Annotated in this window: 22 protein-coding genes and 1 tRNA gene; 3 read left to right on the forward strand and 20 right to left on the reverse strand. The window is 40.8% G+C overall.

The features are described 5' to 3' along the window. Positions 1-4: 4 nt before the first annotated feature. Both MHB58_RS16815 and MHB58_RS16820 read right to left on the reverse strand, forming a co-directional pair. A complete protein-coding gene (locus tag MHB58_RS16815) occupies positions 5-1360 on the reverse strand; it encodes an aspartate aminotransferase family protein (RefSeq protein ID WP_014822781.1) in 1356 nt (451 codons plus the stop codon). 198 nt (positions 1361-1558) lie between these two features. Beyond that, entirely contained in the window at positions 1559-3097 is a 1539-nt protein-coding gene (locus MHB58_RS16820; protein WP_339263181.1) for a PucR family transcriptional regulator, read from the reverse strand. 124 nt (positions 3098-3221) lie between these two features. On the opposite strand from MHB58_RS16820, the gene MHB58_RS16825 reads away from it, so the two are divergent. Beyond that, positions 3222-4469 carry a Zn-dependent hydrolase gene (locus MHB58_RS16825; RefSeq protein ID WP_340735691.1) on the forward strand — a complete coding sequence of 416 codons (1248 nt, stop codon included), beginning with the start codon at positions 3222-3224 and terminating at the stop codon, positions 4467-4469. An 88-nt stretch (positions 4470-4557) separates the two neighbouring features. After that, positions 4558-4818 (forward strand): phospholipase A2 family protein, encoded by a 261-nt coding sequence (locus MHB58_RS16830; RefSeq protein ID WP_306341334.1) that lies wholly within the window; start codon positions 4558-4560, stop codon positions 4816-4818. Positions 4819-5108: 290 nt separating this feature from the next. Here MHB58_RS16830 and MHB58_RS16835 read toward each other — a convergent pair whose 3' ends face one another. The 5 genes from MHB58_RS16835 to MHB58_RS16855 form a co-directional block, all read right to left on the reverse strand. Continuing rightward, positions 5109-5903 carry a basic amino acid ABC transporter substrate-binding protein gene (locus MHB58_RS16835; protein ID WP_340735692.1) on the reverse strand — a complete coding sequence of 265 codons (795 nt, stop codon included), beginning with the start codon at positions 5901-5903 and terminating at the stop codon, positions 5109-5111. A gap of 202 nt (positions 5904-6105) precedes the next feature. Continuing rightward, positions 6106-6828, reverse strand: a complete 723-nt coding sequence (locus MHB58_RS16840) for an amino acid ABC transporter ATP-binding protein (protein WP_008406392.1) — start codon at positions 6826-6828, stop codon at positions 6106-6108. Further along, a complete protein-coding gene (locus tag MHB58_RS16845; RefSeq protein ID WP_008406394.1) occupies positions 6829-7530 on the reverse strand; it encodes an amino acid ABC transporter permease in 702 nt (233 codons plus the stop codon). Positions 7531-7560: 30 nt separating this feature from the next. Continuing rightward, complete coding sequence (locus MHB58_RS16850) at positions 7561-8340, reverse strand: basic amino acid ABC transporter substrate-binding protein (protein ID WP_065216733.1); 780 nt, start codon at positions 8338-8340, stop codon at positions 7561-7563. Between the two features lie 743 nt (positions 8341-9083). After that, positions 9084-9155: transfer RNA gene (locus tag MHB58_RS16855), tRNA-Arg, on the reverse strand. Between the two features lie 187 nt (positions 9156-9342). Here MHB58_RS16855 and clpP point away from each other — a divergent pair. Beyond that, positions 9343-9933 (forward strand): ATP-dependent Clp endopeptidase proteolytic subunit ClpP, encoded by a 591-nt coding sequence (gene clpP, locus MHB58_RS16860; RefSeq protein WP_008406397.1) that lies wholly within the window; start codon positions 9343-9345, stop codon positions 9931-9933. A gap of 101 nt (positions 9934-10034) precedes the next feature. Here the strand turns inward: clpP and MHB58_RS16865 are convergent, their stop codons facing one another. From MHB58_RS16865 to hisG, 13 genes are all read right to left on the reverse strand, one after another. Continuing rightward, entirely contained in the window at positions 10035-10292 is a 258-nt protein-coding gene (locus MHB58_RS16865) for an HPr family phosphocarrier protein (protein WP_008406398.1), read from the reverse strand. Positions 10293-10446: 154 nt separating this feature from the next. Further along, a complete protein-coding gene (gene whiA / locus MHB58_RS16870) occupies positions 10447-11388 on the reverse strand; it encodes a DNA-binding protein WhiA (protein WP_008406400.1) in 942 nt (313 codons plus the stop codon). Positions 11389-11438: 50 nt separating this feature from the next. Further along, entirely contained in the window at positions 11439-12416 is a 978-nt protein-coding gene (locus MHB58_RS16875; protein ID WP_008406401.1) for a gluconeogenesis factor YvcK family protein, read from the reverse strand. A 4-nt stretch (positions 12417-12420) separates the two neighbouring features. Next, positions 12421-13302: an RNase adapter RapZ gene (gene rapZ, locus MHB58_RS16880; RefSeq protein ID WP_008406403.1), complete on the reverse strand. Its 882-nt coding sequence runs from the start codon at positions 13300-13302 to the stop codon at positions 12421-12423. Positions 13303-13316: 14 nt separating this feature from the next. Next, on the reverse strand, positions 13317-13787 hold the full coding sequence (locus tag MHB58_RS16885; RefSeq protein WP_008406405.1) for an 8-oxo-dGTP diphosphatase: 471 nt from the start codon (positions 13785-13787) through the stop codon (positions 13317-13319). Between the two features lie 330 nt (positions 13788-14117). Then, complete coding sequence (gene trxB, locus MHB58_RS16890) at positions 14118-15062, reverse strand: thioredoxin-disulfide reductase (RefSeq protein WP_339263186.1); 945 nt, start codon at positions 15060-15062, stop codon at positions 14118-14120. Between the two features lie 76 nt (positions 15063-15138). After that, positions 15139-16665: a tetratricopeptide repeat protein gene (locus MHB58_RS16895; protein WP_340735693.1), complete on the reverse strand. Its 1527-nt coding sequence runs from the start codon at positions 16663-16665 to the stop codon at positions 15139-15141. A 185-nt stretch (positions 16666-16850) separates the two neighbouring features. Next, positions 16851-17468 (reverse strand): bifunctional phosphoribosyl-AMP cyclohydrolase/phosphoribosyl-ATP diphosphatase HisIE, encoded by a 618-nt coding sequence (hisIE, locus tag MHB58_RS16900; protein ID WP_340735694.1) that lies wholly within the window; start codon positions 17466-17468, stop codon positions 16851-16853. Then, a complete protein-coding gene (hisF, locus tag MHB58_RS16905) occupies positions 17465-18223 on the reverse strand; it encodes an imidazole glycerol phosphate synthase subunit HisF (protein WP_340735695.1) in 759 nt (252 codons plus the stop codon). Before hisF ends, hisIE begins: the two co-directional genes overlap by 4 nt. Then, complete coding sequence (gene hisH, locus MHB58_RS16910) at positions 18217-18837, reverse strand: imidazole glycerol phosphate synthase subunit HisH (RefSeq protein WP_340735696.1); 621 nt, start codon at positions 18835-18837, stop codon at positions 18217-18219. The genes hisF and hisH overlap by 7 nt, the downstream gene beginning before the upstream one ends. Next, positions 18834-19427 (reverse strand): imidazoleglycerol-phosphate dehydratase HisB, encoded by a 594-nt coding sequence (hisB, locus tag MHB58_RS16915; RefSeq protein ID WP_008406417.1) that lies wholly within the window; start codon positions 19425-19427, stop codon positions 18834-18836. Before hisB ends, hisH begins: the two co-directional genes overlap by 4 nt. Beyond that, the gene (gene hisD, locus MHB58_RS16920) at positions 19427-20707 is read right to left on the reverse strand and encodes a histidinol dehydrogenase (protein WP_339263188.1); all 1281 of its coding nucleotides are present in this window, start codon (positions 20705-20707) and stop codon (positions 19427-19429) included. Before hisD ends, hisB begins: the two co-directional genes overlap by 1 nt. A 14-nt stretch (positions 20708-20721) precedes the next feature. Beyond that, positions 20722-21345 (reverse strand): ATP phosphoribosyltransferase, encoded by a 624-nt coding sequence (gene hisG / locus MHB58_RS16925; RefSeq protein ID WP_340735697.1) that lies wholly within the window; start codon positions 21343-21345, stop codon positions 20722-20724. Between the last annotated feature and the right edge of the window lies 1 nt (position 21346).

Consider the following 21346-nt stretch of genomic DNA (forward strand, 5'->3'; position numbering starts at 1 on the left):
CCCTTTATTTAATACTGTTCACTGCTTCAATCACTGTATTGGCAATCAGGTCCTTTTCCTCCAATGAAATTGAAAGCGGCGGTGACAGCGTTAATATATTATTGAAGTTCGCTACCGTTACACCATTTTTGCCGATAATGACGCCCTTCTTCTTACAGTAGGCAATCACTGCATTTACGCGCTCAACATCAAGCGGTGTTTTCGTTTCCTTATTTTCAACAAGTTCAATACCGATCAATAATCCTTTGCCGCGAATATCGCCCACGAAAGGATAATCCTCTAAATTTTCTTTTAATGTGCGCTTAAGCGATTCTCCGAGTACAACGGATTGCTCGAATAAATTTTCGCGCTCCATAATTTCAATGTTTTTCAATGCAACTGCACATGCGACCGGTGACCCGCCAAATGTATTAATATGACGGAAAAATTCATAGTCCCCATTCGCGACAAACTGCTCGTAAATTTCGCGGCGGATTGCAGTTGCTGATAATGGCATGTAGGCACTTGTCAGCCCTTTAGCCATCGTCACAATATCCGGCTTAATGCCATAGTTCTGGAAGCCGAACGCTGTACCTGTACGTCCAAAACCACAGATTACCTCGTCAACGATTAAGAGCGCACCGTGTTTCTCGCACACTTCCTTTACGCCTTTCAAGTAATCTTCATTCGGTACAATGACACCGCCACCTGTAATAATCGGCTCCATAATAACCGCGGCGATCGTTTCGGACATTTCCCAAGTCATCACCTGGTCGATGTTTTTCACACTAGGCAATGTTTTAGCATCGCCGTTTACCGCCTCTTCCGGATTCCGGTACTGATCAGGTGGTGCCACATGTAAAAAGCCCGGTGCAAGCGGCTCGTATTTATATTTGCGCTGCGCTTGGCCTGTTGCTGCCAACGCACCCATTGAACTTCCATGATAAGCACGGTAGCGGGAAATGATTTTATAGCGGTTCGTATCACCTTTTTGCTGATGATATTGTCTTGCCACTTTAAACGCCACTTCATTTGCTTCCGATCCACTGTTCGAATAGAAGACAACATATTCGTCACCAAGCAGCTCACTGATTTTCTGGCTCAGTAAAATTGCTGGTGTGTGCCCATTCGTCAGCGGTGTATATGAATTCTTAAGCATTTGCTCGTAAGCTGTGTCAGCAATTTCCTTACGACCATAACCAATATTCGTACACCAAAGCCCTGCCATTGCATCCAAATATTTATTGCCATCGATGTCTGTCAGCCAAGCACCTTCCGCTCGTTCAACGATAAATGTTGCTTCCGGGTTATAAGGCTTCATCGAGTGCCATACATGTTTTTCGTCATTTGCTTTCCAGTTATACTCTACATATTGGCTCATGCATTTCCCTCCTACATTCCTAAACTCTATTTCTATTTTCGCTTATTGGAAGATTAAGGGCATTATACATAGTGTCAAATGGATGTTTGCCTTGATTTCACATTTAGCGCATGAGGATATCCTGATCAGGCAAGGGGATTGATTTCCATTCCAATCAACGCATTTGATATTTAATTGCATCATCTTCAATCACGGCATCTACACCTTCACACCCTCATAATAATTATGCTTCGTCATGAGCAGCATGATTTCCAGGCAGAGCCGGTTTTCATACTTCATAAAATCACTGCCGATGATCTGTTCCACTTTTTCCAGGCGGTGATAAAGAGTTTGGCGGACGATAAACAGTTTTTCGGCAGTTTCCTTTTTTAGTCCATTACACTGAAAATAAACATCGAGTGTTTGAATTAAATTCGCGTTGTGCTTGCTGTCATACTGGCTGAGTTTTTCGATTTTTTCCATTGCCGCCTGCATAAGACTACTGTTGTTTTGCAGAACTTTCACCATATGGTACAACACCAGTTCATCATAAAAATACGAAAGCTCTGTATGTTTCATCCGGATTTGTAGGGTTTCCTGAGCTGTTTGATAGCTTTCTTTCAATTCATTGTAATGCGTAACATATTTTCCAACAGCAACAAGCATGTCCTGTTTACTTTGATGAATCATCTCATTCATTACGCGGTTCATCCGTTCTTTATACGTAGCTCCCTGCGCCAAATCGTTAATGATAAAAATTAAATATTGGGACTGCTCGACAATAAATGTGTAAAACCCTTCTTTCTGCAGCGCCTGGCGAAGATTAATTTTATAATTCGTTAAATCCTTTATGGCATTCTTTCTTCTAAGCTGATGAATCATGACCATCCAGCCATTGTGCTTCAGTTTTTGATCGAACTCTTCGATAAAATAAAGCAATTCATCATCGCTGTTTTCACCTTCGAGCCATTTCTCAAAAAACTTCCGGTTTTCGCTTTCCAATTTTTCTTCAATATATAAATCTCTTAAAATAAACTGAGACAGCGTAACTACAGTGCGGTCCAAAATAAGTAAATCCAATTCCGTCATTTCTCTTTTTTCGGAGTATATATAGACCGTCCCGTACAACTGATCAAATAAATTCACTTCAATCTTTGCTTTATGTTTACTACTTAAAAGATTGATATACTTTTTGCAATTTTCAATCTTTTTATCCGGGATTGCGAGACTTGTTCCTTTATTCACATCAAAATAAATATCCACGTTTAAATACTTTTGCATATACTGCAAAATCTTCACTTTATCGTTCACTTTCAAAACATAGTTGTTGATCTTCTGGGAATAATCTTCGAGCTGCCTTAAAATATCGTACTGCTGATGAATGATCGCTGTATGCAAATCTTGCGTAATACCGACAAACGGGACAATTTCCTGAAAAACGATGAGCGGAAAATCCAGTTGATCCGCCAGTTTAATGACACTTTCCGGAATCGTTTGAATGTACATACCTAACTCAATACACAGCCCGGCTACATTTAAATCATTAAGTTGCCTTACAAAATTCAGAAAGCCTTGTTCATTATCTTTTAAAATGACGCCCGTTGTCAGAATGAGCTCATTTCCTTTTATCAGCTGCTTCACATCGGTAACTTCCAATATATGAATCCATTTGATCGCATGGCTTAAGCCGGTTTGACCTGCGACGACCTTCGCCGATTCAAAGTATTTTCGATTTAGAACTTCTTTTACGGTTAACATAAGCAGCCCCCTATCATTAACAATTCGTCCATACAATTATTGTATCATTTTACATTAAGTATATATTAATTTGTTATATGCTAGTGCTAATGTTTATATATTATTGAATTTAAGGGGGAATTTTATGTTAAAAACAAACCGCGAACGACTTCAAAACACTATTGATTTATTTAGCCAATTTGGGGCAACAGAAAATAATGGTGTCACACGTTTAAGCCTATCTCCCGAAGATATTCTCGCCCGCAACAAGTTCAAGGAAATTTGTGAACAGCTTGGCATGACGGTAACGGTTGACGATATGGGCACTATGTACGCAACACTGCCATCCAACTCCGATAACTTGCCGATTGTCATCGGCTCACACTTAGATTCTGTCATAAAGGGAGGACGCTTTGATGGGGTACTCGGTGTTTTAACTGCCCTGGAAGCTGTTCAAACTATTATTGATGAAGAACTCGAACTAAATCACCCTATAACAATCGTAAACTTCACAAACGAAGAAGGTGCACGTTTTGAACCGTCCTTAATGGCTTCAGGTGTTCTTTCAGGAAAATTCGAAAAGGAAAAGATGCTCGCTTCGACGGATCGAAAAGGGGTAACATTTGAACAAGTCTTGAAAGAAAGTGGCTATGAAGGTGATGTCGCAAACCGTCTAACCGAAGCGCATGCCTATTTGGAGCTTCATATTGAGCAAGGTCCGGTTTTAGAACATTATAAAAAAGAAATCGGGGTCGTAGAAGGCGTTCTTGGCATGGTTTGCTATGACATTACATTAACCGGTGAATCGAACCATGCGGGCACTACCCCTATTTCCATGCGTAAAGACAGTATGTTTGCCGCGATGCAGATCATTTCCATCCTGCAAAATAAATTAAAACAACTTCCTGAAGATCTTGTTTATACAATCGGACGTATCAATGCCTACCCGAATATTCATACGGTCATCCCGAGTAATGTAACTTTCTCGTTGGAGTCCCGCCACCAAGACCCTGCAGTCATCCAGCAAGTGGAACAAATTATCTTTGACCTTCCGAAAGAAATCGAAAACTGCGAACTGAGCTACCAAAAACTATGGAGCCGGGATACGGTCTATTTCGCACCGGAAGTTGTCCATGCTGTAGCAGCAAGTACAGATGAACTGGGCTATTCACGCCATCATATGTTCAGCGGTGCCGGCCACGATGCTCAATTTATCGCAGGATATATTCCTTCTACAATGATTTTTGTTCCAAGTGCGAAAGGCTATAGTCACCGGGAAGATGAATATACTTCCTACGAAGAATGTTCAAAGGGTGCCGATGTCCTTGTTAATGCAATATTGAAGGTAGCCGAATCTTCGGTTTCACCCGTTAAGTCTGCTAGTGTAAAGTAAAGGTTTTTATGATGAAATCAATAGGTTTGCCCTCCTCTTCTTATTAGGTGAACATACTATATGGTATCTAGTAGAAGGAGGTGGGATCATGAGACGTCCTGCAATGGGGTTCTGCTTCCCTGGTTACCGTTACTGCGGACCTGGTTGCAGCGGACCTGGTGCACCAACGAATGCAGTCGATAATTGCTGTCTGCACCACGATGCTTGTTATGCAAGTGGCTACGATAAAAGATATTGTGACGCAATTTTTCAACAATGTTTAAATCAATACAAAAACCCCTCAACGAAAATGGGGAGGGACGCAAATTTATTCTCCAGAGCGATACGGTTAAAGAATTTTCTAATATAGTCCTTATAAACTTGAACAAAACGAAACACCTCAATTTTCTCTGGGAGAAAATTGAGGTGTTTCTGCTTACCCTAGAATTGATTTCCGTTCCGGGGACGCTTTCCAGTGGCGTGGCGTGAGGCCAACACGATGTTGGTCACAAAAGCGTTGCCAAAGGACGTGGCGCTCTTAGCTTTTGTTCCTAAGTCTCAGGCGTCACGCTATTTCCCTAGGAGTCGCCCCTGCACTCCAATCAATTCATAAAGTTTAAGTTTCAAAATACCGGTCTTATCATATTTTTCACTTATAAATTAATCGATCTTCTGACCTGTAATTTCTTCTAATTTGCCGTTTTCTTTAATCTTCGCTAGGCCTTCATTTAAACGGTTCAGTAACTCAGTGTTTCCCTTTTTCACCATGAAGCCGTAATATTCTTTTTCAAACTGATCCGATTCAATCGCTTTTAGTCCTGAATCCGGATTGTTCTTTAAGTACTCGATAACAACCGCATTATCGCCAAACGCCGCTGCTGTTGCACCATTGATTACTTCCTGGAATGCTATCGGCTGGTTTTCATACGCTAAAATTTTTGAACTTGATTTTCCTTGCAGGTTTTGTGCTGCAATATGCCCTGTTGTATTAATTTGAACAGATACTTTTTGATCTTTCAATTCATCCAATGTTTTGATTGGTGAGTCTTCTTTCACAACAATCATTAATGATGCTTCATAATAAGGATCTGTGAAATCATACGTCTCTTTACGCTCATCTGTAATGGTAATGCCTGATGCACCTAAGTCCAGTTCACCGTTCGTAATTTGCTGGAATACCGGCTCCCAACCGACATTTCGGAATTCTACTTCTGAACCGATTTCTTCACCGATAGCCTTCATAATATCTACATCGATTCCAACAATTTCACCTTTGTCATTCATTGATTCAAATGGGGCAAATGTTGCTTCCGTTCCTACTAACAGCTTTTTACCGCCACCTTCTCCGGATGTTGCGCTTCCTGATGTTTCATCATCCGCTGTACCGCATGCGGCTAAAATGATTGTTAAGGTCATTAGCAGCATCGCTATGAAAAACTTCTTCGTTTTGAACATTATAAAACCCCCTCTAATTTTGTTAAGATTATACATTTTTTAGTAGAGCCACACAATATTTAATTCTAAATCTTCTGATAGTTTAGGATATAAAAGTTTTCCTAAGGAGTCGCCTCCCTTTTATTCCAAACAACTGTGAATCCTACTAAATATAAAAACTACCTTCTACTACTCAACATAATAGAAGATAGTTTACCTACATTTATAGTACTTTTCCTAAAAAGGCTTTTGTACGTTCGTTTTGCGGGTTGCCGAATACTTCATCCGGGTGGCCCTGCTCTACGATATAACCGCCATCCATAAACAGGACACGGTCACCTACTTCACGTGCGAAGCCCATTTCATGTGTTACGACAACCATTGTCATGCCTTCTTTAGCAAGGTTTTTCATTACTTCCAAAACCTCTTTTACCATTTCGGGGTCAAGGGCTGACGTTGGTTCATCAAACAGCATTACTTTCGGCTTCATCGCTAATGCGCGGGCAATCGCGACACGCTGCTGCTGACCGCCTGATAATTGCTGCGGATAGTTATCTGCTTTTTCACGCAAACCGACCTTATCCAATAGCTCGAGTGCCAATTTTTCGGCATCGGCTTTGTTCAGTTGGCGAATTTGCATTGGCGCCATTGTAATATTATCGATGACCGACATATGCGGGAATAGGTTGAACTGTTGGAACACCATCCCCACTTCTGTACGGATATCATTAATGTTTGTTTTCGGATCATTAATTTTGACACCTTGAATATAAATCGCACCATCCGTTACTTCCTCCAGCAAATTCATGCAGCGAAGAAACGTTGATTTCCCAGAACCAGATGGCCCGATGACACAAACTACTTCCTTTTCATGTACTTCATAATCGATTCCTTTTAACACTTCGAGCTTGCCAAAATGCTTGTGTAAGTTTTCTACTTTAATCATTTACGCGCGCTCCTTTTTCTTACGTGGGTTGTAATTAATATCAACTCGTTTTTCGATAAATGCAATAAGCTTCGTTACAGCATACGTCAATACAAGGTATAGGAACGCTGCGAATAAATAGGGCTCCCAGAAACGCTGATACGTTCCGGCTACTACTTTACTTACATATAAAATCTCGGCCCCGGCGATTACCGTTACAAGTGAAGAATCCTTTAACAATGCGATAAATTCATTCCCTAATGGCGGAATCATACGACGGAACGCCTGCGGTAAAATAACTTTACGCATCGCCTGGCCCTGTGTTAACCCTAATGATCTTGCAGCTTCCATTTGCCCTTTGTCGATCGACTGGATCCCTGCACGGAAAATTTCTGCATTGTATGCGGCACTGTTTAAAATCAGACCGACAATACCCGATACCCACCAACCTTGCGATGTTCCAAAAATAGTTGGAATAACAGCTAAGTGAATTAATAATAATTGTACGAGCATTGGCGTACCACGGAATACGTCGACATAAATTTTAGCCGGCCAGTAAATCCATTTTTTTGTTGAAACCTGGCCTAATCCTAAAACTAGACCGAATATGATACCACCAATATAACCACATGCTGTTAAAACAATAGTCGCCCAAAGTCCTTTTGCATATAGTTCACGGTAGTTCCAGATTATATCCCAACGGAAAAAATCAAAAAAATCCATCTGAAACCCTCCAATAAATTAAAATAAAGCTTATTCGATTTCCGTACCTGTAATTTCAGCTAACTTGCCATTGTCTTTAATTTTTTGAAGTCCTTCATTTAAAATGTCCAATAGCTCTTTATTGCCCTTTTTCACCATAAAGCCGAAGTAGTCTTTCTCAAATGAAGTATCCTCTACCGCTCTTAAGCCTGAATCAGGATTGTTTTCAAGGTAATCTAAAATTACTGCATTATCACCGATTGCGGCATCAGCAGCACCTGTCAGCACTTCCGTTAACGCAACAGAGAAGTTTTCATATGCTAAAATTTTTGAGCTTGCAACGCCTTGCAATTCCTGTGCTGCGATGTGGCCTGTTGTATTAATCTGTACTGCAATTTTTTTGTCTTTAATATCTTCCAGCGATGCAACTGTCGATCCTTCTTTTGTCACGATTAGTAAAGTCGCTTCATAGTAAGGATCTGTAAAGTCATATGATTCTTTACGCTCATCTGTAATTGTAATAGCCGCTGCGCCCATATCCACTTCACCAGTTGTTACTTGGCTCATCATTGAGTCCCAGCCTACATTTTTCACTTCTGTTTCAATGCCCATCTCTTCGCCGATCGCTGCTAAAATCTCTGAATCTAAGCCGACAACATTTCCTTTATCATCTAAGTATTCAAATGGTGCATATGTAGCTTCCGTACCTGCAACAATTTTCTTATATTCTTTATCCCCTGTAGATGTCGATTCGTCCGCTCCACATGCTGTTAAAATCATTGAAGCTGCAGCTAAAGGTGCTGCCCATTTAAATAGTTTTCTAGTACTCATTATGAATATCCTCCTGGATGTAGTAGTTTTTTTGTTAATAACATGTTCAATTATATTAATTCCGCAATTAATATACAACATTTAATTTTTAAAAAATTGATTATTATTGCAGTATGATGAATTATTATAACAAAATTAACGGTAAAATGGCATATAATTAAATATTTATTCATTATATTACTATTTCGTTATTGTATTTCCTCCTCCAAAAAGACTCTAATTCAATTACATATATTCCCTGTTATTTAAAATATATGTCAATTAGATAGGTAATTTTTAACTAAAATAAAAAAGACTGCACAAGAGGAACTCCCTCTTATGCAGCCTTGAATTATTATTTTTAGGTAGAGAACGAATGAAGGATAAAAAGAACCGGTACAGTGATTCTTTTTATCCTAATAAAACTTCATTCTCTATTGCAAAAAAACCTCAGATGATTTTTTGCAATTGATATTGAAACGTATATTAAAACAGTAAAATGGTGCCCCCTAAAGGACATGATAATATAGTCTATCTAACTAGTTTTGTGAAAACACAACATTTAATAATGTACTAATTTTTCACATATAATTCAAGTATAAATTGTGATTTTTAATAAAGAATTTTATTTTTTATAGGAAGAGCGTTTAAATTAGAATGGTTTAGGAAATTTATAGTGTAGCGCCAAAAATAAACTGTAGAAAAATGGAAGAGAAAGATTATTTTAACTCTATATAGATCAATAATAATCTTTAAAAAGAAAGCGCCCTCGGAGGGAATCGAACCCCCAGCCTCAGAACCGGAATCTGAAGTGTTATCCATTACACCACGAGGACATATAAATAATAATATGTGCAACTTTTTTCATTATACAGATGGAACACCTTATTTTCAACTGTAAAAATCAGAGTTTATATTTGACCATAACTGACTAATACGTGTATGATAGGTTTACAGCTGAAATATTTGTCATTTTCAGCAAAAGTAATCGAATATAAGCTTTAACAAAGGGAGGATTTTTCAATGAACTTAATTCCTACAGTTATTGAACAAACAAACCGCGGCGAGCGTGCATATGACATTTATTCACGTTTACTTAAAGACCGCATCATTTTATTAGGTAGTGGGATTGACGACAATGTTGCGAACTCAATCGTAGCACAGCTATTATTTTTAGAAGCTGAAGATCCAGATAAAGATATCTACCTATATATCAACTCACCAGGTGGCTCTATCACTTCAGGTATGGCGATCTACGATACAATGAACTTCATCAAACCTGATGTATCAACAATCTGTATCGGTATGGCTGCATCAATGGGTGCATTCCTGCTTTCTGCTGGTGCAAAAGGCAAACGTGTTTCTTTACCAAACGCAGAAGTAATGATTCACCAACCACTTGGCGGTGCACAAGGTCAAGCAACAGAAATCGAAATCGCTGCAAAACGTATTTTACACTTACGTGAAAAACTAAACCGCATCATGGCTGAAAACAGTGGCCAAGATTACGAAACGTTAGCACGCGACACAGATCGTGACAACTTCATGTCTGCAGAGCAAGCATTGGAATACGGTCTTATCGATAAAATTTATGAGCGTAACCAATTAAAATAATCGATCCATTCGAGCATACAAGATTCATCTTGTATGCTTTTTTGTATTTTAAAAAATAAGGCACAGCCGTTCATATAAACTGAACTGGCTGTGCTTTTGTCTTAATCCGCTTTTTCAATAAGTAGTTGTAATGCGTTGATTGCTTTTTCTTCGTCATGGCCGTCTGCCCATAATGTGACAACCGTGCCTTTTGCAACGGCAAGGCTCATAATGCCCATGATCGACTTCGCATTCACTTTTTTCGTATCCTTTTGTAAATAGACGTCCGCTTTATAACGATTCGCCTCTTGGACGAACAAAGCCGCCTGTCTTGCTTGTAAGCCCGATTTTAACTTTACTTCTACTTGTTTTTCAATCATCTTGAAATACTCCCTTTCACAACCGTTCATCGCTTCTATGTTTATCTTAACGAAATTGTCCGAAAAGAACAACAATTGGAAACATCTTTTATGAAATCGTTACCAATTTTTTCTATTACGCCATGACGTATGTGCTCCATATGCGCAAGTGGATTTAAATATTCTCTCCACGACGGAGCGCATCCGCGATTTCATCGATTTTGCGCAGACGATGATTGACACCTGATTTACTGACAACGCCAGTTGAAACCATTTCACCGAGCTCTTTTAATGTCACGTCCTGATATTCTACACGAAGACGTGCAATTTCCCGCAGTTTTTCCGGCAGCTGATCAAGCCCTACCGCATTATCGATATAGCGGATATTTTCCACTTGCCTCAATGCAGCGCCAATTGTTTTATTTAAGTTGGCCGTTTCACAGTTTACGATACGGTTTACACTGTTCCGCATATCTCTAATAATCCGAACATCTTCAAACTTCAGCATCGCCTGAACAGCACCGACTAAATTCATAAAATCCGAAATCTTCTCAGCTTCTTTTAAATACGTGACAAAGCCTTTTTTCCGTTCAATTGTTTTCGCATTTAGATCATAGCGGTTCATGAGCTCTGCCAACGCTTCCCCGTGCTCCTTATATAAAGAATAAATCTCCAAATGGTAGGAAGAGGTTTCCGGATTGTTTACCGAGCCTCCTGCCAAAAAGGCTCCACGTAAATAGGCACGGCGTTCATTTTCTTTCGGTATGATTGATTTGGCGATTGTATGATTAAACTCAAATGAATTTGAGACAATTTCTAAATCCGCAAGAATTTCCCGCGCACCTTCCCGTACACGGCATATATACACATTGTTCTTTTTAAGACGCATCTTCTTTCGAACAAGCAACTCTACATTATATGGATAAAGCTTTTTTACAATTGTATAAAGCCGACGTGCGATTGCCGCATTTTCTGTCTGTACGTCTAAGCTTAATTGGCGATTCGCAAAACTTAACGAACCGTTCATCCGTATAAGAGCAGAAACTTCTGCCTTTAAACTACTATCACCTGCTTCTACTTGCGTCAGTTCTTTCTTTGTTTCAGATGCAAATGACATGGATTCGCTCCCCCTTTCCTAGCAACCTATGTAGTGTTTGTTTCATACTACTATTCTTGCATCGTTTGTCTTTTCTTTACTGTATATTCAAAAAGCCATTCAGCGAGATTTACCGCATCATGACGTACTGTTCCATTTTCAATAAGCGCAATCTCTTTTGGAATGATATTAATGCCCATTTCTTGCAATCTTTCAATATCAAACTTAACAGGCTCAGCATTTTCCTCCCGATAATTTTCGTAAATCGAAGGAGGTAGCTCCTTTTCATTGATCAGTACCGATTCGATAAATGCTTCTCCCACATGCTCATGGATTGCTTCTATATGCTGTGAGGCAGTAAAGCTTCTCGTTTCGCCTTGCTGTGTCATTAAATTCGCAATATAGATTTTTTCGCCTTTCGCACGAATAACCGCCTGCCCAATTCCTTTAACCAATAAATTCGGAATAATGCTCGTATAAAGGCTGCCAGGTCCAATCAAAATAAAATCTGCTCGTTCAATCGCATGAACTGCAGCAGGTAATGGTTTGAGGTTACTAGGCTCCAAGTATACCCGTTTAATCGGTGCATGGCCTGATGGAATTTTCGACTCGCCGATAATGTCCGACCCATCCGATAATTCGGCATGTAATGTAACCTTTTTATTGGCTGCCGGGATAACCTTTCCGTGCACATTGAGTACTTTGCTCATCTCAGCAATCGCATGGTTAAAATCACCTGTAATTTCCGTTAAAGCGGTCAACATCAAATTCCCGAGCGAATGTCCGCCTAAATCGTTTGATTGGGAAAAGCGATATTGAAACATCTGCTCCACTAACGGCTCTACATCAGAAAGCGCGGCAATTACATTTCGCACATCTCCGGGCGGCGGGATATCATAGTCATCCCGCAAACGTCCGGAAGAGCCACCGTCATCTGCAACCGTAACGATGGCTGTAATATCAAAAGGATGCTGCTTTAAACCGCGTAATATTGTAGAAAGGCCTGTCCCCCCGCCAATTACGACGATTCTTGTTCTCTTTTTTTTCATCTCATCAATCCTTCCTATGATTGATATCTCTATGTGTAACGATGACTTGATCATTTTTTGCCAATAGCTTCCCGAAGTATTCAGCAAGTGTAACGGAGCGATGTTGCCCGCCCGTACAGCCGAAAGCGATGACAAGCTGTGATTTGCCTTCATTACGGTAATGAGGAATCATGAATGTGAACAAGTCAGTCAGTTTGGCAATTAGCTGTTGTGTTTCTTCTGTTGCTAGTACGTAAGAGGATACTTCTGTTTGTAGCCCTGTTTTATGTCGCAATTCTTCAACATAGTAAGGATTTTTCAAAAAGCGAACATCGAATACTAAATCTGCATCAATCGGCAGCCCATGCTTAAATCCAAATGACATAATGTTTAACGAAAACGTAGGACTGCTCATATTGCTGAATTCCTGGGCGATACGTTCACGTAATTCCCGTGGTTTTAACTGGGAAGTATTGACGATCGATTTGGCACGCCCTTTTACTTCAGAGAGCAGTTCGCGCTCCATTTGAATCCCTTCCAGCGGTAATCCCTGAGGTGCAAGCGGATGTGATCGGCGTGATTCTTTATAGCGCCGAACTAATGTGGCATCATCGGATTCCAAAAATAAAATACGGAGTAAAATATCTTCTTCGTCCAGTAGTGCGTCGAGCGATTCGATCAATGAGCCAAAAAATTCTCTCCCACGTAAATCCATAACAACTGCCATACGTGAAATCTTTTTTTCGGAATCCTTCATTAGCGCTAAAAAAGTAGTTAAAAGCTCCGGAGGTAAGTTATCTACACAGTAATAACCTAGATCCTCAAAACTTTGAACTGCAACCGTTTTGCCCGCCCCTGACATTCCTGTAATAATCACTAACTCATGTGTATAGCTCGAACTAGCCACTTATTTCATCTCCTCTAGTTTTGTTCCGTCGAGTTTTGAATTTTTTCGCTGATTAGCTCAAAATCCTCTGTATATTCAAATGTACCATATTGCGTACCTTGATTTAATGCTGCAAATAATAAATTCGTACGGTCACCTGCCGCCATCGGAAGATCCTTTAAACGTTCAATTTCATACCAGCTTAAAATGCCTTCCCGCGTTTCGACAAATGGTGTTCCTTCAACATCAGTTGCGATAAATGTGTACAGCATCCACTCATCGACGACTGTATCTCCATTTTTGATAACCATTGTGTATACACCTTTTAAATGAACGTCTTTTGGTGTTAGATTCGTCTCTTCCTGAAATTCGCGTATAGCGGAGTCATAGATGGATTCTCCTGGCTCCATTTTCCCACCGGGTGCCACAAACCAGCCTCTTCTCGGTTTTTGCAGCAGTAACACTTGACCATCTTTAATAGCGAGTAAATTTGTAATACGTTGCATACACAACACCTCAACTTTTTCATTTAATGGGATAAGTGAATAACTAATATTTCACGAATTCCACATAAGTAAAGACACAATTTCGCTATATGCAGCGAATTGTGTTTTTCTAAAGCTTATTTCTATTATACCTTGTCCTATGCATTCCGTAAAAGCAAGCGTTTCATTTATAAAGTCAACATTTGTGCCGAAAAGCCACAAAAAAAGAGGTTGCTTCAGCGTAAGCACGCTTGAAACAACCTTAGGATAAAAAAATAAGGGGGTTAAAACAAATTCCACTTTTAGTATACCCTTATTTTGTAACGATATGATTACATTTATATTAAAGAATTATTGATTTATCTTTTCTTTTATTTCTTCCACGTAATGTTGCGCTGATTGTGCTGCAATACTGCCGTCACCTGTAGCTGTTACAATTTGACGCAGCATTTTATCACGAACATCGCCCGCTGCATAAATACCCGGAATTGATGTTTCCATTTTCTCGTTTGTTACAATATAGCCTGCTTCATTTAAAATATTCAAAGAAGCAAATGGCGCTGTTAATGGAAGCATGCCGACATATACGAATACGCCATCTGCAGCCTCTTCCGTTTCAGTACCGTCAACTGTTGAAACTAACGTCACTTTCCCTACTTTACCGTCAACTTCATGAATTTCTTTTACTGTTGTGTTCCAGATGAAGTCAATTTTTTCATTGGCAAATGCACGGTCCTGAATAATCTTTTGTGCGCGAAGTTTATCGCGACGGTGTACGATTGTTACTTTATCCGCAAAACGTGTTAAGTAAATACCTTCTTCAACTGCAGAGTCGCCCCCGCCGATTACGATTAGTTTCTTTTGTTTGAAGAATGCGCCATCACATACAGCACAATAACTTACACCGCGGCCGCCAAGCTCTGTTTCGCCAGGAATGCCTAGTTTTTTGTATTCTGCACCTGTTGTAATAATAATCGTGCGTGTTTTATATTGTTTTTTACCAGAAACGATAATTTTATATTCTTCACCATCAATGATTTCATTTACATCACCGTAAGCATATTCAGCACCGAATTTTTTCGCATGCTCAAACATTTTTGTCGATAATTCCGGCCCTAAAATTGTATCAAAGCCTGGATAGTTTTCCACTGCTTCTGTATTAGCCATTTGTCCGCCGGGAATCCCACGTTCAATCATTAATGTTGATAAGTTCGCGCGTGATGCATATACCGCAGCTGTCATACCTGCTGGACCTGCTCCGATAATGACTACATCATAAATTTTTTCTTCTGACATGAAGATCCTCCTCTTGCGTATACCTTTTCTATATTTTTATCGTATAAGATTGCTTGTATAAATACAAATATACTGCCTATTCAAAGTCCGACGGTACAAATTCATATAATTCATCATTGTATTTCGATAATGTTGCAGTTGAAATATTATATTTGCCCGCTACTGCTTTTTTCGTCACTTTGTTTTCCAGCGCTACATGGAATGAATATTCAACAGCAGCAGCCAGAGCCGCGCTGTTTTTAAACGAATAGCCTTGTTCGAATGCAATTTCCCCAAGTGCAAACCATGTACTTAACACTTGCGCGACCTCTAAAGAAATCGAATCATTTACTTCTGTAATCTGCTCAGCTACTTCCATAAAACGCAGGAATTGCTTTTCTTCCTTGCTGCCGTTACTGAAGTCATAGTCCAGTGCATATGCCAGGCAAAGTTTTTCGATAGCCGTAAAATTTGAGACATTTAAAATAGAAGGGTGCGCGACAATTTCCTGTTTATGTGCCGAACGCTTCAATAAAAACATGCCAAATAATCGGCTTGACTGGTGCTCATCTGTTAGTTGACGAATGATGAAGTCACGATGATTTTCCGCGGAATTTCGTAAAATAGAGCCTTCACCATTTGCCCACGGTTCCATCCCTTCTTTTGATGGATCCAACTGTATGAGCATTTTCCACGCTTCTTTAGCAATCGTTTCATGTCCTGAGAAGAAGGCTGACTGGGCAAGCCAGAAATAAAAGCCAGGCTCTCCATCATAACCTTTCTTACTCATAGAGCGCAGCCATTTATAGGCTTCTTCATACTGCCCGATTAACGCAAATGTCGCACCGAGCTTATAACGGTTTTCCCAATCGAACGGTTGGATTTTCTTCAATAAACCGACCAGTTCATTCAGTTCTTCACTGCTTTTTTCGTAATATGCAAAGACGGCCAAGTTGCAAAGTGCGTGAAGATTGCCTTGGTTTTCACGCAGCACTCGATATAGAAGTGCGCGTGCCTGTTCTGCCTCACCGACATAAAAATAGGCTAACGCCAGATTATTATACGCATTCCAAAGGTCTGGATGCTCTTCAATGATTTGCTCCAGCATTTCGATTGCTGTTTTAAAATCGCCCTGCTCCATATGGCGGCGGGCTTTTTCCTGTGCCACATGCTTCGCCCCGTCAAATTCATCCATGTCATCCATATCTTCGCCCACATAGTCGACAAACTCCAATATTTCGGAGGCGTCTTCCGTATATGTGCCATTAGGTTCCATTTCTAAATATTGAGCTGCGTATTTTTGGGCATCAGCAATATGACCCATACAGCCTGACACTTCCGCCATCATAAAGATGATTTCGGATTCATTCGGCTCTAAACTATAGGCTGTGTGAATCAACTCATATGCATGCTCGAAATTTTGCAGTTCCATTTCAAGAATTCCGTACTGTAATAACACATGCGCGTCATCCGGACTTAAATCCGCCGCGCGCTTAATAAATTTATATGCTTTATCCATTTCGTCTCGTTCAATTGCCTTTAAAGCTTTATTGTAATAATAATCACCATTCGGAACAAACGACACGACATTAGTAACTTTTGTTTTTAAACGTTTATTTTCCAATAATATTCCTCCGAGTCATTCCGTTCAATACATTCTATATCATCAAATACGCAGGTCATTTGTTTGTAAACAAAGAAATAAGGAACGCACAGGTGTGGTCCCTTAATCAATTCTAACTATTATAGCATATCCGGCACATATGTACTAAAAACACGTCTGACAAAGCGGTGTTATTTTTCCAGTAGTTACTGCTTCTTTCCTTCATGGCGTTTTTGCAATACATCCAGCACTTCATAAACATCGACTTTTTGCTCTTGAAGAAGAACTAATAAGTGATAAAGAAGATCTGCCGATTCCCATTTCACTTCTTCTGCGTCACGGTTTTTCGCACCGATGACAACTTCTGTAGCTTCTTCGCCGACTTTTTTACAGATTTTATCGATTCCTTTATCGAATAAATATGTTGTGTACGCCCCTTCAGGCATATCGATTTCACGCTGTTTTATCACTTCTACTAGCTGCGGAAGAATCGCGACAGAACCTGGACGTTCGTTTTCTACCAAGCTTTCAGTAAAGCATGAAGTCGTTCCGTTATGACAAGCCGGGCCAGCTGGAATCACTTCAATAACGAGCGCATCCTTGTCACAGTCTGTTTTAATCGAAACTACATTTTGCGTGTTGCCGCTCGTTTCCCCTTTATGCCAAAGCTCCTGACGAGAACGTGAATAGAACCATGTTTCATTCGTTTCAATCGTTTTTTGGAGTGACTCTTCGTTCATATAAGCTACTGTTAATACTTCTTTTGACTGTGCATCTTGTACTACGGCTGTAATTAAGCCTTGATCATTAAATTTTACGTTCATCGTACACGAACCCCTTTTTCTTTTAAGTAGCTTTTCACTTCTGCTACGCTTGTTTCTTTATAGTGGAAAATACTCGCTGCCAATGCGGCATCTGTATCAACATCTTGCAATACTGCACGGAAGTGTTCGGCATTCCCTGCTCCGCCGCTAGCGATGACAGGTACAGTTACCGCATCACGTACCGCTTTCGTTAATTCCAGGTCAAAGCCGGATTTCTCGCCGTCCTGATTCATCGAAGTAAGAAGAATTTCTCCGGCACCTAGTCGTACCGCTTCTTTCGCCCACTCGACTGCTGTCCATGTCGTTTTATTACGGCCGCCATGTGTATATACCATCCATGTGCCGTCTTCTTCGCTGTACCTCGCATCGATTGCACAAACGATACATTGTGCCCCGAAGTAATCCGCACCTTCTTTTATGAGCTGCGGGCGTTCCAGTGCAGATGTGTTGACCGATACTTTATCGGCACCTGCACGTAAAATACGCTTCATATCATCGATTGTTCGGATTCCGCCGCCTACTGTAAACGGAATCGCCAATGTTGCTGCCGTTTGACGGACAACATCGACCATCGTTTCCCGTCCTTCATGTGAAGCGGAAATATCGAGAAATACGAGCTCATCGGCGCCTTGCTCATCATAAAATTTAGCTAACTCGACAGGATCGCCTGCATCACGCAACTCTACAAACTGTACCCCTTTTACAACTCGTCCTTCTTTAACATCAAGACATGGAATAATTCGTTTTGTTAACATACGCCCTCTTTCACTCCCTGTGTCCAAGCCGTCAATAAATACACACCAAACGGCCCTGACTTTTCTGGATGGAACTGCATACCTGTAAAATTATCTTTTGCCACGATGCCCGGTACTTGTACGTGCTCATAATCAGCTGAGGCGATCAGCTCCATCTCATCGATGCCGCTCGCATAGTACGAGTGAACAAAGTAGACATGGCGTTCTTGCGGCATGTCCTCTTTATCTAACCATTCTGGTGTTTGCTTTAATTTCAGCTCATTCCAGCCCATATGCGGAATGCGGGTAACATCAGTAAAGCGCTGAATACGTCCTTTGAAAATGCCAAGACCTTTCGTTTGCTCCACCTCATCACTTTCCTCAAACAATAGCTGCATCCCAAGGCAAATGCCAAGCAGCGGCTTTTTCGTCTTTTTAATGAAATCGATGAACCCCGTTTCTTCCAGGCGCTTCATCGCATCCGGAAATGCACCCACACCCGGCAGTACATAAGCATCCGCCGCTTCCAGCTGTTCAATATTACTTGAAACAATTACTTGTACATCCAATCGCTTTAATGCCTGCTCGACACTAAACAGATTGCCCATTCCATAATCAATTACACCTATTTTCACGTTAACAGCCCCTTTGTTGATGGCACACCTTTTACACGTGGGTCGATTTCTACCGCTGCATCCAATGCACGTGCCGTTGCTTTAAAAATCGCTTCAATAATATGGTGTGTATTATGGCCATAAGGAACGATGACATGCAGATTAATGCGGGCTTCCAGTGCAAACTTCCATAAAAATTCATGGACAAGCTCTGTATCAAAGTTCCCTACTTTCGCATTGAGCTCCGGTGTAACGCGGTATTCCAAATGCGGACGGTTTGAGCAGTCAACGACAACTTGCGCTAATGCGTCATCCATCGGTACAAATGCAGTACCGTAGCGTTTAATTCCTTTTTTATCGCCTAACGCTTCACGGAATGCTTGTCCTAACACAATTCCGATATCTTCTGTCGTATGGTGATCATCAATCCATGTATCCCCATCGGCCAGTATTTTACCGTCAAACAATCCATGCTTTATAAATAAATCGAGCATATGGTCCATAAAGCCAACACCTGTTTTAATGTCGGCTTGACCTGTACCGTCCAAGTTGAGCTCTACTTTAATTTTTGTTTCATTTGTATCGCGTTCGATTTTTGAAAAACGTGTCATTATTCTTCTCCTTTATCCCAGCCGCGCGATTCTACCGCTCTTGCATGTCCTTCCAACCCTTCCAGTCGTGCAAGACGCGCAATCTTCGGCGCATTTTGTTGCCAAGTTTTTTCGCTATAATAAACAACGCTCGTGCGTTTAATAAAATCATCGACATTTAAGCCACTTGCAAAGCGCGCTGTTGAGTTTGTCGGTAATACGTGGTTCGTGCCTGCAAAGTAATCCCCTACCGGCTCCGAACTATAGCGGCCGATAAAAATCGCACCCGCATGCGTAATCATTCCCGAAACCTTTTCAGCATTTTCTGTAATGACTTCCAAATGTTCAGGTGCCAATGAATTGACAGCACGTACAGCATCCTTCATAGATTCTGCTACGTAAATATGACCGAAGTTTTCAATCGATTTTCGCGCAATCGCCTGTCGCGGTAATTTTGACAATTGAATCTCGACTTGATCTGCCACTGCATCTGCCAAATCATCACTTGTTGTGATCAAAACAGCACATGCTAATGTGTCATGCTCTGCCTGTGATAGAAGATCTGCAGCAATTTCATCGGCATAGGCACTTTCATCCGCTAAAATACAAATTTCAGATGGGCCGGCAATCATATCAATGGCCACCTCACCGAATACTTCACGCTTTGCCAATGCTACAAATATATTTCCCGGACCTGTAATTTTATCGACCGGAGCAATCGTTTCCGTTCCGTAAGCTAGTGCTGCAATTGCCTGTGCACCGCCTACTTTATAAATTTCCGTCACACCTAAAATATGGGCCGCAACAAGTACAGCGTCCGGCAATTTCCCGTCATTTCCTGCAGGTGAAGTAATGACAATGCGTTTCACTCCCGCAACTTGTGCCGGGATGACATTCATTAATACAGAAGATGGATAAGCTGCTGATCCGCCAGGTACATATAACCCTACTGCATCAAGCGGTGTAATTCGTTGCCCTAAATACGAACCGTCTTCTAACGGCAACTGGAACCCCGTACGTTTTTGTTCATTATGATAACGATAAATATTATCTGCTGCTTCTTGTAAATCGCCGTATAATTGCGGATCAAAACTTTTAACCGCTTCGATGATTTCACATTCGGCTACGCGTAAGTTTTCAGGCGCAAAACCGTCCCATTTTTCACTATAGTATTTAATCGCCGCATCACCTTTCGTACGTACATCCTGAATGACTTCACGTACCGTTTGCAGCTGTTGTTCATTGCCTTGCTCGAGTTGGCGTTTTAAAGAAATATCGTTATCCAAAATTGTTATTTTCATCTCATTGGCACCTCTTATTTCACACATTTTTTCAAGCGTGTCACTAAATCTTGAATGCGGTCACTTTTCATGCGATAGCTTACAGGATTGGCGATTAAACGGGATGAAACTTCGGTAATATGCTCATATTCCACTAAGCCGTTTTCCTTCAATGTACGTCCCGTTGAAACGATGTCGACAATGCGATCCGCAAGACCGATCATCGGTGCCAGTTCAATCGATCCGTTCAGCTCAATAATCTCAACCTGCTCGCCGATTCCTTTATAATACTTCATCGCAATATTCGGATATTTCGTCGCAATGCGCGGCGCAATCTCGTTAATTGTTGTATTTGGCAAACCTGCTGAAGCAATATAGCATTCGCTAATTTTTAAATCGAGCAGCTCATGGACAGTTCGGCGTTGCTCCAGTAAAACATCTTTACCCGCAATTCCGATATCCGCAACCCCATGCTCGACATAAACCGGTACGTCCATCGGTTTGGCTAAAATAAAGCTAATGTTTTCCTCAGGTATTTCAATCATGAGTTTACGCGACATTTCCACTTCTTCAGGAAGGTTAAAGCCAGCCTCAAGCAACATTTCATAAGCTTCTTCAAAAATACGGCCTTTTGGCATCGCAATTGTTAGCTGTGTCATT

Origin of the sequence: Solibacillus sp. FSL K6-1554, assembly GCF_038005185.1 — a bacterium.
In the GTDB taxonomy this organism is placed as follows: Bacteria; Bacillota; Bacilli; order Bacillales_A; family Planococcaceae; genus Solibacillus; species Solibacillus silvestris.

What these genes read in the sequence shown, in the direction of transcription:
- MHB58_RS16815 (WP_014822781.1), bottom strand. Translation starts at nt 1,360, where the DNA reads ATGAGCCAATATGTAGAGTATAACTGGAAAGCAAATGACGAAAAACAT.
- MHB58_RS16820 (WP_339263181.1), bottom strand. Translation starts at nt 3,097, where the DNA reads ATGTTAACCGTAAAAGAAGTTCTAAATCGAAAATACTTTGAATCGGCG.
- MHB58_RS16825 (WP_340735691.1), top strand. Translation starts at nt 3,222, where the DNA reads ATGTTAAAAACAAACCGCGAACGACTTCAAAACACTATTGATTTATTT.
- MHB58_RS16830 (WP_306341334.1), top strand. Translation starts at nt 4,558, where the DNA reads ATGAGACGTCCTGCAATGGGGTTCTGCTTCCCTGGTTACCGTTACTGC.
- MHB58_RS16835 (WP_340735692.1), bottom strand. Translation starts at nt 5,903, where the DNA reads ATGTTCAAAACGAAGAAGTTTTTCATAGCGATGCTGCTAATGACCTTA.
- MHB58_RS16840 (WP_008406392.1), bottom strand. Translation starts at nt 6,828, where the DNA reads ATGATTAAAGTAGAAAACTTACACAAGCATTTTGGCAAGCTCGAAGTG.
- MHB58_RS16845 (WP_008406394.1), bottom strand. Translation starts at nt 7,530, where the DNA reads ATGGATTTTTTTGATTTTTTCCGTTGGGATATAATCTGGAACTACCGT.
- MHB58_RS16850 (WP_065216733.1), bottom strand. Translation starts at nt 8,340, where the DNA reads ATGAGTACTAGAAAACTATTTAAATGGGCAGCACCTTTAGCTGCAGCT.
- clpP (WP_008406397.1), top strand. Translation starts at nt 9,343, where the DNA reads ATGAACTTAATTCCTACAGTTATTGAACAAACAAACCGCGGCGAGCGT.
- MHB58_RS16865 (WP_008406398.1), bottom strand. Translation starts at nt 10,292, where the DNA reads ATGATTGAAAAACAAGTAGAAGTAAAGTTAAAATCGGGCTTACAAGCA.
- whiA (WP_008406400.1), bottom strand. Translation starts at nt 11,388, where the DNA reads ATGTCATTTGCATCTGAAACAAAGAAAGAACTGACGCAAGTAGAAGCA.
- MHB58_RS16875 (WP_008406401.1), bottom strand. Translation starts at nt 12,416, where the DNA reads ATGAAAAAAAAGAGAACAAGAATCGTCGTAATTGGCGGGGGGACAGGC.
- MHB58_RS16885 (WP_008406405.1), bottom strand. Translation starts at nt 13,787, where the DNA reads ATGCAACGTATTACAAATTTACTCGCTATTAAAGATGGTCAAGTGTTA.
- trxB (WP_339263186.1), bottom strand. Translation starts at nt 15,062, where the DNA reads ATGTCAGAAGAAAAAATTTATGATGTAGTCATTATCGGAGCAGGTCCA.
- hisIE (WP_340735694.1), bottom strand. Translation starts at nt 17,468, where the DNA reads ATGAACGTAAAATTTAATGATCAAGGCTTAATTACAGCCGTAGTACAA.
- hisF (WP_340735695.1), bottom strand. Translation starts at nt 18,223, where the DNA reads ATGTTAACAAAACGAATTATTCCATGTCTTGATGTTAAAGAAGGACGA.
- hisB (WP_008406417.1), bottom strand. Translation starts at nt 19,427, where the DNA reads ATGACACGTTTTTCAAAAATCGAACGCGATACAAATGAAACAAAAATT.
- hisD (WP_339263188.1), bottom strand. Translation starts at nt 20,707, where the DNA reads ATGAAAATAACAATTTTGGATAACGATATTTCTTTAAAACGCCAACTC.
- hisG (WP_340735697.1), bottom strand. Translation starts at nt 21,345, where the DNA reads ATGACACAGCTAACAATTGCGATGCCAAAAGGCCGTATTTTTGAAGAA.